Origin of the sequence: Microcoleus sp. B6-A1 (assembly GCF_036705085.1) — a bacterium.
In the GTDB taxonomy this organism is placed as follows: Bacteria; Cyanobacteriota; Cyanobacteriia; order Cyanobacteriales; family Microcoleaceae; genus Microcoleus.
In genome coordinates this window covers 49,965-65,902 of the sequence record NZ_JAUBTU010000028.1, presented here as the reverse complement: position 1 = coordinate 65,902, position 15,938 = coordinate 49,965, and the positions used below count along the sequence as shown (strand labels likewise).

General features: G+C 43.8%; 19 protein-coding genes. 10 read left to right on the top strand and 9 right to left on the bottom strand.

The window, feature by feature from the left end:
• Positions 1–56: 56 nt before the first annotated feature.
• Entirely contained in the window at positions 57–1,211 is a 1,155-nt protein-coding gene (locus QUB11_RS12910) for an adenylate/guanylate cyclase domain-containing protein (RefSeq protein WP_333203218.1), read from the bottom strand.
• A gap of 176 nt (positions 1,212–1,387) precedes the next feature.
• Positions 1,388–1,540 carry a hypothetical protein gene (locus QUB11_RS12905; RefSeq protein ID WP_333256966.1) on the bottom strand — a complete coding sequence of 51 codons (153 nt, stop codon included), beginning with the start codon at positions 1,538–1,540 and terminating at the stop codon, positions 1,388–1,390.
• Positions 1,541–1,990: 450 nt separating this feature from the next.
• On the opposite strand from QUB11_RS12905, the gene QUB11_RS12900 reads away from it, so the two are divergent.
• On the top strand, positions 1,991–2,920 hold the full coding sequence (locus QUB11_RS12900; protein WP_333083222.1) for a phosphoribulokinase: 930 nt from the start codon (positions 1,991–1,993) through the stop codon (positions 2,918–2,920).
• An 89-nt stretch (positions 2,921–3,009) separates the two neighbouring features.
• On the opposite strand, the gene QUB11_RS12895 is transcribed toward QUB11_RS12900, so the two are convergent.
• Complete coding sequence (locus QUB11_RS12895; RefSeq protein WP_333203220.1) at positions 3,010–3,198, bottom strand: hypothetical protein; 189 nt, start codon at positions 3,196–3,198, stop codon at positions 3,010–3,012.
• A 110-nt stretch (positions 3,199–3,308) separates the two neighbouring features.
• Here QUB11_RS12895 and QUB11_RS12890 point away from each other — a divergent pair, with 110 nt between their 5' ends.
• The gene (locus QUB11_RS12890; protein WP_333203222.1) at positions 3,309–4,289 is read left to right on the top strand and encodes an ABC transporter ATP-binding protein; all 981 of its coding nucleotides are present in this window, start codon (positions 3,309–3,311) and stop codon (positions 4,287–4,289) included.
• A gap of 108 nt (positions 4,290–4,397) precedes the next feature.
• Here the strand turns inward: QUB11_RS12890 and QUB11_RS12885 are convergent, their stop codons facing one another.
• The gene (locus tag QUB11_RS12885; protein WP_333203224.1) at positions 4,398–6,092 is read right to left on the bottom strand and encodes an NB-ARC domain-containing protein; all 1,695 of its coding nucleotides are present in this window, start codon (positions 6,090–6,092) and stop codon (positions 4,398–4,400) included.
• Positions 6,093–6,456: 364 nt separating this feature from the next.
• On the opposite strand from QUB11_RS12885, the gene QUB11_RS12880 reads away from it, so the two are divergent.
• Complete coding sequence (locus QUB11_RS12880) at positions 6,457–10,683, top strand: hypothetical protein (RefSeq protein ID WP_333390714.1); 4,227 nt, start codon at positions 6,457–6,459, stop codon at positions 10,681–10,683.
• A gap of 152 nt (positions 10,684–10,835) precedes the next feature.
• Here the strand turns inward: QUB11_RS12880 and QUB11_RS12875 are convergent, their stop codons facing one another.
• Both QUB11_RS12875 and QUB11_RS12870 read right to left on the bottom strand, forming a co-directional pair.
• The gene (locus QUB11_RS12875) at positions 10,836–11,075 is read right to left on the bottom strand and encodes a DUF5615 family PIN-like protein (RefSeq protein WP_333390711.1); all 240 of its coding nucleotides are present in this window, start codon (positions 11,073–11,075) and stop codon (positions 10,836–10,838) included.
• Positions 11,059–11,382: a DUF433 domain-containing protein gene (locus QUB11_RS12870; RefSeq protein WP_333138231.1), complete on the bottom strand. Its 324-nt coding sequence runs from the start codon at positions 11,380–11,382 to the stop codon at positions 11,059–11,061. The genes QUB11_RS12875 and QUB11_RS12870 overlap by 17 nt, the downstream gene beginning before the upstream one ends.
• A 300-nt stretch (positions 11,383–11,682) precedes the next feature.
• On the opposite strand from QUB11_RS12870, the gene QUB11_RS12865 reads away from it, so the two are divergent.
• From QUB11_RS12865 to QUB11_RS12840, 6 genes are all read left to right on the top strand, one after another.
• Positions 11,683–11,844, top strand: coding sequence for a hypothetical protein (locus QUB11_RS12865; protein ID WP_333390708.1), 162 nt, complete (start codon positions 11,683–11,685; stop codon positions 11,842–11,844).
• A gap of 160 nt (positions 11,845–12,004) precedes the next feature.
• On the top strand, positions 12,005–12,415 hold the full coding sequence (locus QUB11_RS12860; RefSeq protein WP_333390705.1) for a hypothetical protein: 411 nt from the start codon (positions 12,005–12,007) through the stop codon (positions 12,413–12,415).
• The gene (locus QUB11_RS12855) at positions 12,415–12,711 is read left to right on the top strand and encodes a hypothetical protein (protein ID WP_333138225.1); all 297 of its coding nucleotides are present in this window, start codon (positions 12,415–12,417) and stop codon (positions 12,709–12,711) included. The genes QUB11_RS12860 and QUB11_RS12855 overlap by 1 nt, the downstream gene beginning before the upstream one ends.
• 163 nt (positions 12,712–12,874) lie before the next feature.
• Complete coding sequence (locus QUB11_RS12850) at positions 12,875–13,057, top strand: hypothetical protein (protein WP_333155414.1); 183 nt, start codon at positions 12,875–12,877, stop codon at positions 13,055–13,057.
• A gap of 40 nt (positions 13,058–13,097) precedes the next feature.
• On the top strand, positions 13,098–13,301 hold the full coding sequence (locus QUB11_RS12845; RefSeq protein WP_333390703.1) for a hypothetical protein: 204 nt from the start codon (positions 13,098–13,100) through the stop codon (positions 13,299–13,301).
• Entirely contained in the window at positions 13,298–13,570 is a 273-nt protein-coding gene (locus QUB11_RS12840; RefSeq protein WP_106150286.1) for a type II toxin-antitoxin system RelE family toxin, read from the top strand. The genes QUB11_RS12845 and QUB11_RS12840 overlap by 4 nt, the downstream gene beginning before the upstream one ends.
• A gap of 89 nt (positions 13,571–13,659) precedes the next feature.
• Here QUB11_RS12840 and QUB11_RS12835 read toward each other — a convergent pair whose 3' ends face one another.
• Positions 13,660–13,905, bottom strand: coding sequence for a DUF2281 domain-containing protein (locus QUB11_RS12835; RefSeq protein ID WP_333390700.1), 246 nt, complete (start codon positions 13,903–13,905; stop codon positions 13,660–13,662).
• Between the two features lie 126 nt (positions 13,906–14,031).
• Positions 14,032–14,685 (bottom strand): Uma2 family endonuclease, encoded by a 654-nt coding sequence (locus QUB11_RS12830; protein ID WP_333155421.1) that lies wholly within the window; start codon positions 14,683–14,685, stop codon positions 14,032–14,034.
• Between the two features lie 22 nt (positions 14,686–14,707).
• Here QUB11_RS12830 and QUB11_RS12825 point away from each other — a divergent pair, with 22 nt between their 5' ends.
• Complete coding sequence (locus QUB11_RS12825; protein WP_333390698.1) at positions 14,708–14,887, top strand: hypothetical protein; 180 nt, start codon at positions 14,708–14,710, stop codon at positions 14,885–14,887.
• Here QUB11_RS12825 and QUB11_RS12820 read toward each other — a convergent pair.
• Positions 14,884–15,915, bottom strand: coding sequence for an adenosine kinase (locus QUB11_RS12820; protein WP_333390695.1), 1,032 nt, complete (start codon positions 15,913–15,915; stop codon positions 14,884–14,886). The genes QUB11_RS12825 and QUB11_RS12820 overlap by 4 nt on opposite strands.
• Positions 15,916–15,938: the final 23 nt, after the last annotated feature.

Here is a 15,938-nt window from a genome sequence, read left to right as displayed (position 1 = left end):
CCCCAATGGGTAAGTTCTGTTTAATTGGATATGAGCTAATGACTAATGACTAATGACTAATGACTAAGGATTAATGATTGATTTCGCCCCACCAACAAATAAACCATCATTTCTCCTTTACCTTTAATCTCAACAGCACCGCGCTTTTTAAACAAAAATTTATCTTTTAAACGATCGTAAACTGCAGCAGTCACCTGAATTTCCCCCGGAATACCGCTTGATTCCATCCGCTGAGCAACATTTACTGTATCCCCCCACAAATCGTAACTAAATTTAGTTAAACCAATGACTCCCGCCACTACCCCACCAATATTTATCCCAATGCGGAGACTAAATTTGTGATTGTTTTGGACATTGAAGCTAGCGACAGCAGCTTGCATATCCAGTGCCATTTGGGCGATCGCAATAGCGTGATTTTCTTGCGGTTCCGGCAAACCACCAACTACCATGTAAGCGTCACCCATAGTTTTGATTTTCTCCAAACCGTGCCGTAACGATAACTCGTCAAATAGACTAAAAATTTGATTCAGAACTTTCACCGTTTCTGCCGCAGTTTTTTGAGAGGCAAAATTCGTAAATCCCACCAAATCGGCGAATAAAACGCTGACATCCGAAAAGCTGTCAGCAATTATGCTTTGTCCCTCCTGCAAGCGCTCTGCAATCGGTTTCGGCAAAATATTTAATAGCAATTCTTCAATTTTTTCTTTCTGAGACTTTGTTTTTTCCAACAGCAAGCGCGTTTCCCTTTCTGCCTGTTCCCGATAGGCGATTTCCTGCTGCAACATCAGATTTTTATCTCTCAGTTGCAACTCTAGTTCCCGCAGTCGCAATTGATTTTCTACCCTAGCTACCACCTCTACGGTTTGAAAAGGTTTAGTAATGTAGTCCGCCCCGCCAGCATTAAAGGCTTTCACCTTCTCAGAAGCTTCTACCACAGCAGTCAGAAAAATAATGGGAATGCCACGAGTGCTAGCGTTCGCTTTCAAGCGACTGCAAACTTCATAGCCATCCATATCGGGCATCATAATATCCAGCAAAATCAAGTCAGGCTGAGCCAAATCCACAGCATCGAGTGCCTGTTGACCGCTAGATGCAGCTTCTACTTTATAGCCTTTCCTGGATAAGATCAGCTCCATTAACAATAAATTGTTAAGACTGTCGTCCACAATTAAAATACTGCCCCTTAATTTTTCTGAAGATGGTTGATTCATCGGCTTGCTACGGGCTTAGTTAAACTTAATAAACTTAAGATTTATTGAAATTTATAAATTACGCACGGGTGCGTGGAAACCGAACTTTTTGGACGGAAAAACGCATTGCCGAAGGCAAGCAAGAGGAAAAAAAACAGGTTTGTGAGGGCATGATTGCCTCCTCAAGTCAAATTATACTAATTTGTCAAAACAGCGAAAGCTGGGGCTAAAATTTCATATTGCGGATAAATTCGATCGCCCAGGGCGTCGATTGATTGACTGGCGAATTGATTCACTGCTTGCTGGCTGGTTTTGAAACCAAAAATATGCCACAAGCCCCACCGTTGCAATTGGCACTACAAAAGACAAAAGAGACTACCCGGACACTTTGCAGGGGTAATTTTCCCGAAATTCTGACGCGGAGCTGGATTCAAAAGTACGATCGACATCTTGGGCGGTTGAGAAATGGGCGTGATTTTTTAATCTGATGCTCCCTGAGTCTCCAGTGCCGCATTATATTAAGAAATATAACAATATTTTTACAGATGGGGGAGACTCCGGGGGGAGCAAGTCAATCGATTTTAGATTTTAGATTTTAGATTTTAGAATTGAAGCATTGACCCCACGGATAAATTCGGGGGTTCCTTTATCGGATACAGGTTTTTTATTTCTGGACGGATGAATCACGTGGCGGGTATCCTGGATGCTTGATTGTCAAACCGAGCGATCGGATCGAACACAACTTTGATAAGATGTAAGATTGACAACAAAATTTGCTATTGTGCGTCCGGGTAAAAACAATGAGCGATCGACCAATTATTCTCGGTATTGTCGGAGACAGCGCAGCGGGCAAAACCACCCTGACGCGGGGAATTGCCCAAGTATTGGGGCCAGAAAATGTCACTGTGATTTGCACTGACGACTATCATCGCTACGACAGAAAGCAGCGGGCAGAAATCGGAATCACAGCATTGCATCCCGACTGCAATTACCTCGACATCATGCAGCAACATCTCAGTCTGCTGCGTACCGGACAAGCAATTCTCAAACCCATCTACAACCACACCACAGGTACATTCGACCCACCGGAATACATCAAGCCCAGCAAATTTGTAATAGTAGAAGGTTTGCTGGGTTACGCAACCCGAACAATCCGCGATTCTTACGACGTAAAAGTGTATCTTGCTCCTCCCGAAGAGTTGCGAACTCAGTGGAAAGTTAAGCGCGATATCATGAAGCGCGGTTATACTGAAGAACAGGTGCTTGCAGAAATAAAAAAACGCGAACCAGACTCTGAAGACTTCATTCGTCCGCAGCGCAAATCGGCCGACGTTGTAGTTAGTTTTTACCCGCCCGAAGCGGATAATGAATCCAATTTGAGCGTGCGTTTAGTGCTCAGACCGACAATTCCTCACCCGGATTTTACTGAAATTTTAGGTCGAGGCAGCGAGAGTTTTAAACCTGCAATTCGCTTGGGACTCGATCGGGATATGGGCAAACCTGTTGACGTTTTGGAAGTAGACTCCCACGCTACCAGCGAGCAAGTAAACGAACTGGAAATGATGTTGTGTAGCGAGTTGCCGCACCTGCGGGGATTTTGTTCCGCCCAAGGCAACCCGGAAATTGGCAAACTGATCGGCACAACTGGCGAAGTTTTGCAAAGTTACCCGCTAGCTTTGACGCAGTTGCTAGTTGCATATCACATGATGAAAGCAATTCATGTCTATTAGTTAGTTGTTAGTTGGCAGTTGTTGGTTGGCAGTTGTTGGTTGTTATTGGTTATTGGTTATTGCAATGACCAATAACCAATAACCAATAACTAATGTACTCGCAAAGTCAGATTAGCATTAGCCAATTGCTGAATTGGCAGCGAGACTGGCAACTGACTTTGAGGTGCGGGCAGCATTTCGCCTCGGAAGTCAAGGAGGGTGACGAGCAGCAGGTAGGCAACTGCTAAAACTATAGAAATCACCCCAGTGATAATAGCAATAATTTTTGAACGATCCATATTCAGCAAATTTCAAGTGTAGCTAATATTAGTTTAACATTAAAAATAGCAATTATTACTTAACTTATGCAATAGAATATAATCAGGTGCTAGTTATTTCTCTGACAAAAATGGAACCTCTTGTAGATGCGCCAACTTCCACCGAGATGCCCAGAGCTACCCCAGTGGTGGAAACATTTAATCTGGGGAAGTTCTACCGTACCGGCTTTTGGATGAATGAAAAAATTGAATCGCTCAAAAATTGCACTCTGAGTGTCTCTGAGGGGGAAACTTTCGGGTTGTTAGGGCAAAATGGAGCTGGGAAAACTACGCTGCTGAAAACTTTGCTGGGTATAGTGCGGCCGACTTCTGGCAGGGCGCTGCTGTTGGGGAGGCCTTTGGGCGATCGCACTGTGAAGCAGCGAGTCGGCTATTTGCCTGAAAATCCCTATTTTTACGATTATCTCACGGGCTGGGAATTCTTGCAATTTGCGGCGGGGTTATTTCAAATTCCCTCCTCGATTCAGCGGCAGCGAATTCCGCATTTGCTAGACTTAGTTGGGCTATCTCAATCGGCGGCAAGAAAAAAACAGTTGCGCCAGTATTCTAAGGGAATGCTGCAACGGATCGGCATGGCTCAAGCTTTGATTAACAATCCAGATGTGGTATTTTTGGATGAGCCGATGTCTGGTTTAGATCCGATGGGGCGCTATCAGATGCGGGAGATAATTTTATCGCTGAAAAATCAAGGAAAAACAATTTTTTTTAATTCGCATATATTGTCTGATGTGGAGAAGATTTGCGATCGAGTGGCAATTTTGGCGAAGGGTGAGTTAATCTGCAGTGGTGCGATCGACGAACTCTTGGGTAATACTGAAACTTACCGGGTTGAAGGTAGGGGTGGCCACTTGAACATCCTGCAAAAATGGATACCGGATATGGAAGTTGATAATGATTTGTGGTACGGTCATTTGCAGGGCGATCCGAAGGAGTTTATTTCTAGTCTGAGTGGTACGGGAGGGCAGCTAATTGCCATGAATTTGGCTAAGCCTACTTTGGAAGAGTTTTTTATGCAGCAACTCCAAGAAAGAGGGATTTATTCTAGTGGTTGAAGTTAATAAAATCGGCGGTTGAAACCGGGCGGTTGAAACCGCGGCTACACAAACAAAGTCCGCCTTCGCGGACTATGGAAACGGGCAAGATGCCCGTTCCACAAGAGTTTAATTTTCTTGTGGGGAGTAGGGGTTGGGCATCTTGCCCGCCCCTGAAAGGCTAATGTTTTTTACCTCTGTTAACAATGGCAACTGTAGATTTCCACACACCAACTCTGCACAATTCCACTGCCGCAAATACTCACAAACTTCAGAAATAATCGCATTTGCTGCATCTAAATCTCCTGCTTGAGAAGCATGATAGTGCGCTCTGATTAGGGGCTTAATATCCTCGATTTCTTGCCATTCCGATTCCGGTTTGAGGGGAATGCTGATATAATAGTGATAGGCTTGGCGGTGGGCGGTACGGAGATTTTCAGGATTTTGATTTAGCAGGTACTCGCCCTTTTCTCGGACTAGGGGATGCAAGTGATAGGATTTGAGGTGGCGATCGTAATATAGCAATTGTCGGCGCTTGAGTGCCTGAATAATATTTTCTTTGAGTTCATACTTGCTAACTTCTGGCATTTGAGCGCTAATCCCTGCAAAAGATAGCGGGTATTCTGAGGTTTGGTAGACAGAAATTTGGCTGAGACAAGTTTGCTCGCCGTCGCTGAGACGGGCTATCATTTCATCAATTAATCTCTCAATATCTCGAATCAGCAACCAGTCTCTCTGGTGCAGAAAAATCCCGACATTTCCCTGAAACTCGGTATCGTCTCGAATCAAGGCTGCGACGAGTTGTAAGGCTTTGGGATGTCCAGAATAGCGATCGCACATTTCGGCTAATTCTTCTGGATTTGCAGTCAGATTAAAAGATTGCAAGAGGGCAACGGCGGCATCTTGATCCAATCCGTTTAGCTGGATTTCGCGGGTGACTGTTGACGGCAATTCGGCTAAGCTTTCGCGACTGGTGAAAATAATTTTGCTTTGATGTTCTGTTTCTAATAGTTGTTTGAATAACCAAGCATATTCGGCACAATCGTCTGCGAAATAACCAGCCGCTTTTGCCTCTCCAGCTTTCAAAAGTGTGTCGGCGCGATCGAAAACGAGCAAGCAAGGTTTTTCTCTGAGGATTTTGAGCAAACTTTCGGTTTTTTTGCCACAGTCATTTTGAGCAGTGACGGCTGCGGTAATGTCGCCGTTGGATAGGGTGAATAGCAGGGAGTCAATTGTGCGATCGCACGGGGGTGCTTTGCCTGTTGCTGATTGCAAGGATTGCCAAGCGGCGCAGGTGAAGGGAGTTTTTTCTGTGTGGAGTTGGCGAATTAGTTGGCTGACGAGGCTGGTTTTTCCGATGCCTGGTAATCCGACAATTGAGATGGCTATGGGAACCCCCCAGGGCGGGCACGGGGGCACCGCCCCTACAAGATGGGGTTCAACAATTAGGGTTTTTAAGGTGTCGATTTCTTTGGTGCGCTGTACCCAATTTCGGACGGGGGGTAAGTTTTCTGGGAGGGGGAAAGTGCGATCGGTTTGGTTGTCTTGGGGGATATCTGCGATCGCGGCGGCTAAAAGTGGTTCTGTTTTCTGAATTTTGTAGCCTTCAGCAATGTATTCCCAGTTTTCTATTTCTACCGCTTTGCAAATATTGATAAAGTTCTCTCGTCTAATTCCTATTTTCGCCCAAAACCGCTTTAAGGTAGCTGTTGAAACTAAAGCGGCAACACACCAAGTATCCTCAGTTTTATTCCATCCGAGATTGCGTCTTACCATGTCAATGATTTTTAGCCCTTCTTCGGATGCTCTGAGCAAGCCTGCCATTGGTACTCCTCTACGGAAACTCTGCCTTAGTAAAGAATGTTACACGATTTGGTGAGCCAAATGAGCCAAATGAGCCAAGTGAGCCTTTGATGTTGAGCCAAATGGTGAGCCGTTAAGCCTATACAGATTCAGGATTGTGGAGTATTGTGAAATGATGTGTTTGGTTGTCAGGTACGTTTGACGGTGCATCTGGCGGGCGATCGGGCATACAGCTTATCTGCGATCGGGACTAATGTAAAGTTTTGTTACAAAAACAGGGCGAACTGCATAAAGAGCAGATGAAGACCCTGATAGATATCTAGGAAGGCTTGCAAGGCGGGCTTTGCTGGTTTTGACGCAACTATATTTGTGAGGAGATGGGATTATGACGGAATCTATAATTGCTACGGGAGATGGAAAAATCGGAACAGTAGATGGAACATCAGGAAATTTTTCACAAATAGCAACAAGTAACCTAAATTTCTCTGACATTGCCTTATCTAATAGCGGTGAGCTTTTCGGAATTACGATTGGCAATTTATATAAAATAGATCGAAATTTAGGCTCTGCTTCACTTGTTGGCAACTTTGGTTTAGGTTTTTTTGCTGGGTTGAATGCTTTAGAATTTGCCAACAATATACTTTATGGTGCTGGTGGTTCTAATTTGTACACCATTAATAGCAGTACCGGCGAAGCAACTTTAGTCGCCAACTTGGGGTCAGACTTTGAGAGTAGTGGTGACTTAGTATTTGATGCTACTAATAATCAATTTTTGGCTACATCAAACGGCTCCACAAGTGATAGCTTATTTTCCGTATCGCTGACAGGTCAAGCAACCAAAATCGGTAATATTGGCTTTACAAATGTTTTTGGTCTGTCATTTGAAAATGGCAATCTTATCGGTTTCACGGAAGATCGAAAGCGAATTACTATCAATTCCACAACGGGAACAGGTACACTGGATAAAAATTTAACGGGTGTTAGCGATCTAATTGGGGGAGCATCGTCTATTCCATCTGCAACACCGACTCCGACTCCAACACCAACTCCCCCAACACCGACTCCGACACCAACTCCCCCAACACCGACTCCGACACCAACTCCCCCAACTCCGACTCCCCTAACTCCGACTCCGACTCCGACACCAACTCCCCTAACTCCGACACCAACTCCCCTAACTCCGACTCCGACTCCTCCGACACCAACTCCCCTAACTCCGACTCCGACTCCAACACCCCCAATTTTAACTCCCCCAACTCCGACTCCGGTTCCAACTCCAACTCCGACTTCAACTTTACCTCCGAGTCAAATTCCCCCACCCGATTCTAGTGGTGAAGTGGATCTAGATCCGCTAAAACTCAAAGTAGTTAACGGTCAATTCACATTCAACGATAAAACCAAGCGCTACGAAGCATCGGGTACTATCCAAATCGGGCGACAAAATGGGACATTCCCATTGCTGACTGTCCAGCAAGGGAAAGTGGAGTACGATCAAAATAAAATTAGTGTTGATGGGACAGTTTTTTCAAGTATTGGTAAAATAGCAGAACCGCTATTTAAGGGCAAGTTCGATCTCGATGTAAAAACTGCAACTGCAACCTCAATCAAAGAAGAACCTGGCAGTAGGCCAAATGAATTTAAGCTTAGTGGTCTGGATATTGACTTCAAAAGCTTAAGTGTGAATTCTGATGCCCTTGCCCTTGGAAGTGACTTGAAATTGTCCAATGATTTAGGAAATCTTGAGTTACAGTTACCACTTTTTGACGGTTTATTGATTAAGGAAAATGGGCCTGAACTTGCTCAAAGTTTCAAATTTTCATCAAATAAAATTTTCAAAGACTTTAAAAAATTTAACCTGTTTGGTGTTGTTGGAGTTAAGCAAATATCCGACTTATCTTTAGAGTATCTTGCACCAGAGGATAGTTTAAAGTTAAGAGGCAAGTTGACCTTCGATATCCCTACAACCGTTGGCAAAGATGATGGAGTTGTTGCTGACCTCTCGGGAGAGAATTTTTTACAGTACAAAAATGGCGAGTTGGATGTCAACGGCTCACTGACGTTGAAAAGTGATTTGAAGTTAGGTAACAGTGCTGGCTTGAAAGATATCAAACTTACTTGGAATAGTATCGCAAGAGAGTTTAGTGCGGGAGGTACATTTAAGTTTCCAGATCCTCCAGGAGGGAAGAAAGATGGCCTAGAAATAGGAGGAGAGATTGGTATTACCTACAATCCTTGGGATTTGAAATCACTTGCTGGAAAAGTGGACAACCTCAACAAGCCTATTCCGGGGACTTCTTTATATTTTCAGGGGGGGGCAGTTAAGTTAGACAACCTTAATCCTCGGCGACGGCTCTCAAGAGAACCAAACCTTCCAAATATAAAACTTAGTGCTGAAGACTTGAAGTTCACATTGGGACCTCAGCTATCGGATTCTATAAAAATCCCCTTGCCTGATTGGGCTGGTGGCGACCAGAGTTTTTCGTCTCTCGGGGAATTTAAAGGAGCTATCATAATGGACTTTTTCGATAGCCTGACTTTCAGAGGAGCAGCCAAATTTTTTGAAGATATTATTGCCGGGGGAAATGTTGAAATTCAAGGAGATTTTAAAGATAAATCTGTTACCGTAAAAGGTGGAATTTCAGGGTTTAATGGCTTATTTTCACTAGACGGTAATTTCAAAGTTACCCCAGAAGGATTCACAATTACTGGCGAACCACAAATCAATTTTCCTAAAGTCCTTCGTTTGCCGGATACCAAAAAAAATGAAGGAGGTGATACGAAAATATCGAGTAGTATGGTTGTCAACTTCACCAACGATAAGAATTTCTCAAATGACTATGCGCGTGTTACACAAACATTGAAGTTAGAGAAAATTGGGCCGTTTATTCCTGATATATCTTTTACAACAGGTGTTGAAGTTTATTTTGACGGAAAATTCAAAATTTTAACAAGAGAAGCGCCTAAAACAAGCAGTTCCATAGCTGCCTCTAGCCAAATCGAAAGAGTTGGCTCTGGCAATCAAATCGAAGCTAGTGCAGATAAAACAGCGTCCGCTACGCAAGGTTTTACTGTTGCCCCCGGCACACAGTGGATCATCCTCAACGCCAACTGGGATAATGCTAGCACCAATACTCCAGTTGAAATTAAAGCCCCTAATGGCACTATTTTCAAAGAGTCTGATTTTGCAGCCAATAAAATTGCAATTGTTGATGCCCTCACCACTTCAACTACCAAGGCAGTTATTATCGCCAATCCACAACCAGGTACTTGGGATATCAACTTAACAAATTCCGCTGCTTTAGGTACTGTAGAGTACAGTGCATTTCAGGATTCTCAGGCTCCTACTGTTCAAGTGACGGCTCCATCTAAAGATGTTAGCGGACAAAACGTCACCATCAACTACAATACTTTTGATGCTGACTCTACTGCCAAAGTTAGCCTGTTCTACGACAATGACAACCAAGGTTTCGATGGCATCCTAATCAAAGATGGCCTTGAAGAAAAAGACGGTGCAGGCAACTTCGTCTGGAACACTCAAGGCATAGCCACTGGCGATTACTACGTCTACGCAATGGCGATGGATGAAAACAACGCACCTGTTTTCAGCTACGCACCGCTGCCGATTAAAGTGACAGAATCAGCAGATTTATCAGTCACTAAAACAGCCGATCGCGATACAGCAATACCGGGAAGCAACGTCACCTATACCGTTGCAGTCACCAACAACGGCACTGATAACGCTAAAGGTGCAATCCTCACCGAAACCTTGCCAGAGGGTGCTAAATTTGTTTCCGCTAATATCGCTCCCACCAAACAGTCAGGAAATGAACTCACTTTTGACCTCGGCGATGTACCCAAAGGTCAAATTTCAACTGTTAGCATAACCGTTACCGCGCCGACAACTGGAAACATCACCGGTACTTCTAGCATAACCAGTAAAACCTTCGACCCCGACATCTCCAATGATGTCGATTTCGCCAGCACTACAGTCACAAATGACGGTACCGAATCGGGGACAGATAATGTTGTACCAACACCTACCCCACCTCGTCCTCCACTGCGTCAAGTTCTAGGAACCCCTGAAAACGACAATCTAGTTGGCATAGACGCAGCAGATAGCATGGCTGGTTTCGCTGGCGATGACACCCTTGCCGGACTTGGCGGAGATGACATCATCTACGGCAACAAAGGCAATGATATCCTCACTGGCGACAGCGGAAATGACAATATCTTTGGCGGCCGAGGCAATGATTTGATCTTAGGCGGTAGTGACAACGATCGCCTGAAAGGAAACGAAGGCGATGACACCCTCAGCGGCGATTTAGGTCGAGATATCTTAATAGGCGGCCCCGGCAGCGATACCTTTGTACTACCAAGAAATGCGGCTGTAACGGCAGATTTTCTGCCAGATGCTATCTTAGACTTCCAATTAGGTGCAGATAAAATTGGACTGACAGAAGGATTAACAGAATCTAACCTACTTTTGAACTTCGCTGAGGGAAATACTGTCATCAAAATTGCAGGTTCAAATCAAATTTTAGGTCTTGTTGTCGGCGTATCTCCAAGTCAGCTAAGCGGTAGTTTTGTCCCCATCAATCTGCCAGTGATTTAGGATAATCGGATTAGTGCGATCGCCCTTACGACAAAAAGTGCGATCGTCCTTCGCCCTCACAAATACTCTACCATTCCGACCATATCTTCCGGTGTGTAAATTTCATAGAGCAAAATCAACATTTCTATTACTTGTCCGATCGAACGACTCCCCTATTTAAAATAAGCCACACCCGGATGATCCTTACTCATACCAGCCATAACTAGAAAGTCTCGATCCTGAGTAACAAGCACTCGCTGCTGTTGTTGAATAAACAACCACTGCTGCTCATCTATCTTAGTCCTTAATCCTGCTTCAACCGTTGTAGTCACATCAATACCATAGAGACGTAACGCCCTAGCAATGTCACGATCGATATGCTCATCTAAATGAAACCTAATTCGCAGACTCACCTTTTAATTCCTTTATTTTTGCTTGTAACCTACCTGGATTTTGACGCATAAATTCATCCACAAAAGCATCATCTTCTGCCATTTCTCTGTCAATAGCTTGGCGATGATCGTAATAATAAGCCATAGCGTCATAAACTGCGGCTACAAGCAGATCGTACTTAGTGGCAATTTCTAAAAGAGAGTAACCCATTTTTAGGTGCATCACCATCACGTCTTGTACGGCGATTCTCGTCCCAGCTATCCGGGGTTTCCCGCCTCGTACTCCCGGTGTTCTTTCAATGTGTTCTACGCTTACTGTTGTTGTCATGATTTTTTATTAGGTATGATTCAAAAATAATACTATTATAGCCAAAACAGAGATTTTTACAAGCTCGCTCGCTTGGAATTTTTAATAATAGCGATCGCCCTTAATCCCTCCCCATCCATCCACCTTCATCTGCGGTTGCTAAAAAGAGCGATCGCCCTTAACACAAAAAGTACGCGCGTGCGAAGCTATCCCGAAGGGAATCCCCCTTAAAATCAGAATAGACAAACAACATCTAATTTGTTATAATTGAGTAAAACTCAACCTATAGAGTTTTACTCAATTATATAATAGCTGAAAGATATGTTTTGGATTCTGAAAAACTTAATCAGCACAGATTCACAAGAACGCATCAGTTTAAACCTCGAACCCAAGTCAACAGAGTATCGCGTTCTCGTCAACGAAGCCGGACAAATTTTATTAGACCCAATAACCAACATACCCGATCGCGAGCAATGGTTGTAGCAAAACCCCCAAGCATTAGCCGCCGTTAAGTGTGGCCTCGCACAAGCAGCTAAAGGTGAAGTACACGATCTCGGTGACTTTTCTGAATATGCCGATCGGGATTTAAGCGTGATAAACGATCGTAAAATTAAATCACAGCAGTGAAAGCTAACTCGCATAAATGACCGACGAAACTCGACGAGAAATAGCGAGACGACTAGCTAGAGAACTAGCATCAAGGACAGTCATCTCACCCATAACACCCGGACAAGGCTTTCAAACTTTTGGTGAATTTAAAAGAACGATGGGGGTGGCAGGAACGGGCTTAGCGTGGCATCATATAGTTGGGCAAACAACATCAAATTTACAGAGATTCGGGGCAGAAGCAATACACAATACAGGCAATCTCGTCCGGCTAGAACACGGTACTGGGTCAATTCATCAGGAAATTACCAATTTCTACAACTCCGTCCAACCTGAATTAACAGGTACGAATACTCTAACCGTGAGAGGGTGGCTCAGCACTCAATCTTTTGCAGAACAACAAGACTTTGGCATTAGAGTTATTATAGCTTTCGGAGGAACAGTTTAATGCTGACTCTAGATATCCAATCAATCCTCAATTCTATTCCCAATGAAATTAGCTGGCAAGACATCGTACAGTTTGAAAATCTAGACGCTCGTGTTAGCATTGCTAATGACCTTTGTGCTAACATTATTGGTGTCAATGAAAGTACGATCGAATTGTGTCCTAATGAAAATCCTCCCGATCGTTTAGAACAACTGGTTTGGTGGTGGGTTGTGCGTCCAGATTTAGGAGCGGCGATTGCCAAAGAAGCTCCTCAAGAACTCAAAAATATTATCAGTCAATACATTCTGCAAAATTGACAAAAACCAGCGCTCGTCTGTGGTTAAAAAAAGAGCGATCGCCCTTACGACCAAAAGCGCGATCGCCCTTAAAATCAGAATAGACAAACAACATCTAATTTGTTATAATTGAGTAAAACTCTACCCTTGAGAGTTTTACCTAACTTTATAATAGCTGAAAGATATGTTTTGGATTTTGAAAAACTTAATCAGCACAGATCCACAAGGACACCTCAGTTTAAAGCTCGAACCCAAGTCAACAGAGTATCGCGTTCTCGTCAACGAAGCCGGACAAATTTTATTAGACCCAATAGCCAACATACCCGATCGCACTTCATCGGGTTCTGAGATATCGCTGTTAAAATAGAAGCATCATTCCCTCATAACTCATCTCACCATAAAAGTGTATGAAAATAGAAGACTATCCACTGGCTAAAGAATTGATATTCGATGCCGAAGGCAACATTAGTCAAGTTATTCTAGATTATACCGACTATCAGTATTTCCTAGAAGCGATCGAAGATAAAGGACTTCTCCAGGCTATGCGCGAAGTAAAAAATGAAAACCCGTTAAATTTACAGCAAGCACTTGCAGAACTGGAAACTGAATGAAAGTCGAATATCTACCCAGTTTTTTGAAAGATTTAAAAGCTCTTAAAAGTACGCCTGTGTTTGAGCAAATCAAGGATTTTGCTTTTGCGGAAATTCCCAATAGTAATGATTTACAAACAATTGTTAACTTAAAAAAATTGAAAGGTGATGATAATGCGTATCGGCTTCGGGTTGGAGACTATCGAATAGGTTTTTATTTTGATGGCGAAACTGTTACTTTTGCCAGGGTGCTTCACCGGAAAGATATTTATCGCTACTTTCCACCATAAAGCTGTTTTTACTCTGACAGAAGGTTTTGGGCAACTTGTCCTTGTCCTTTGAAATAGTAAATTAATGTATTTGTATCCAAAATGTACATCTAAAAGCTCTCCCGCAAGATGTCTTCCCCCGACTCCGCACGAATCTGTTCCAGAGTAGGAAAGTCTTCGGCCCATGTTCCAGCTAGGGAATAAACCAATTCTGTCGAAGGAGTTAAAGAATCTACTGTGTCGGTGGATTGGTTATCATTCGGGTACTTGGCACGAATAAACTCAGCGAAAGTGAGAATTTCGCTAGCTTGGTTTTCGGGAAGGGTTTTGACGATCGCGTAAATCTGTTCAATCATAGTCATAATCTGGTGAGAAATAAACTGTCGTTAAATTTTATTTAAGCAATAGCGATCGGCTTTTTCGTGTCAGTTTTCATCTGGGTTTCAAAAAGAGCGATCGCCCATTCCTACTTTTTCCAAAACTCACTGCGCCAAAACTTCCCTAATCCTTTCCCGAAACAAACGCACCGCTGCCCTTTGTCCAATACTTTTACTTTGTTCTATCAAACCAGGAATTTCGGCGATCGGCAAAAACGGAAAAGCCAGACTATTCTCCCTCTCTTCGTAATTACCCTCAACCAATTGATACACTTGAAGACATAGATTGCGATATCTCCAGATTTCAGGAACCCCCAGAGAAGCATAAATTGAGAACTTATTCAAAGAAGAACTCGTGTAGTCTGATTCGACTACCAAATCCGGTGGCGGATCGGCAGGTAAATTAATTTCATCTTTATCTCTAACTAAAGATTCATTTTGAATGTAAAAACAAGTATCCGGTTCAATAGCACGAGTTAAATCTTCCCGTTCCAGAGTCAACGCACCGAGGCTCATAGCTTCAATTTCTAACTCATCTGCTAAAGCTCCAATAAATAGTTCCAGCATGACTTTAGGTCTTTCATGTTTCGGTAATGGCATTCTGATTTCTAAAACTCCTTCAGCATAAGCAATTCTCCACGCTCTACCGTCGCCGACATCAGACATTATCGCTTTAAATGTTGACCATTTAATGCCTGTCAAAGTAATTAGTTTTTCCTCGCTACTTTGTATAGGAGGAGTCAATGTGGTTGTTACCATAGCAGGTATAATTAGTTAAGCTTTGATTGATTTTAACACACCCTTCTCCCATCTGCATCCACTGTGGCACGGGCAGGACGCCTGCTATGGAAGTGACTCATTTCCACTGTGGCACGGGCGAGACGCCCGTGCTATGGAAGCAGTTAAAAAAAGTGCGATCGCCCTTAACAAAAAAAGTGCGATCGCCCATTTCAATTCCTAACCAGAAATCACCTCACTCAAAAGATGAGCCTGAGAACCCTCAAGCCGCGGCCCATGAATCTGCACCACCCTAGAAGCCAAGAAATTGCCCCAGCGAGCCGCTTGTGCAGAACTTAAACCGTTAGTAATTCCAAACAAAACACCCCCCGCAAAAGCATCCCCAGCACCCACAGTATCGATCGCCTTTACCGGAAATCCAGCCACATCAACAATCTGTTTGTTCTCCACCACCATGCAGCCTTTATCCCCATTAGTGATAAAAGCCAAATCCGAAATCTCGCTCATTTTCCGAGCGCACTCTTCCAGAGATTCCTCCTTAAAAAAGCTCCGAACTTCATCAGCATTGCAAAAAATTACATCGCAATATTCCGAAACCACCTTGTGAAAATCATCAGCAAATCGATCGACCAAAAAGCCATCCGAAAAAGTAAAAGCCACCTTCACGCCCAGACGCTTAGACTGTTCCATCGTCTCAATGCTAGCCTTTCTAGGGTCTGGAGCATCCCAAAGATAACCCTCAACATAACTGTACTTGCAGTGAGCCAGTCGATCGACATCAATATCAGTCGTCGCCAGAGTAGTAGAAACACCCAGATTAGTACACATCGTGCGTTCCGCATCCGGCGTAGTCAGCACAACACAAGTACCCGTAGGCCCGTTCGACTCAGCAGCAGGATGCACGTTAAAATCAATCCCCGCCGCCAGCAAATCTTGCCGATAAAATTCGCCGTTAGTATCCTTAGCAACCTTCCCCGAATAATACGCTTTACCGCCGCTCTGAGCCAAACCAATCATCGTATTTGCCGCCGAACCCCCCGATCGCATTTGCAGCGAATTGTGCTCTAAATCGTGCAAAATCCCCCCCTGCGTTTCTGAATTCATCAGCGTCATCCCGCCGCGATTCAGGCCGTGGCCGAGTACAAATTCATCTTCCACCAATGCTAGGATGTCTACCAGGGCATTGCCTACCCCAAACACATCCACCGAACCGGAATCTTGATTGTTTTTTCCTTGATTATTTTCTGTCATCGCTGCTTTTGGGTTTACACTAA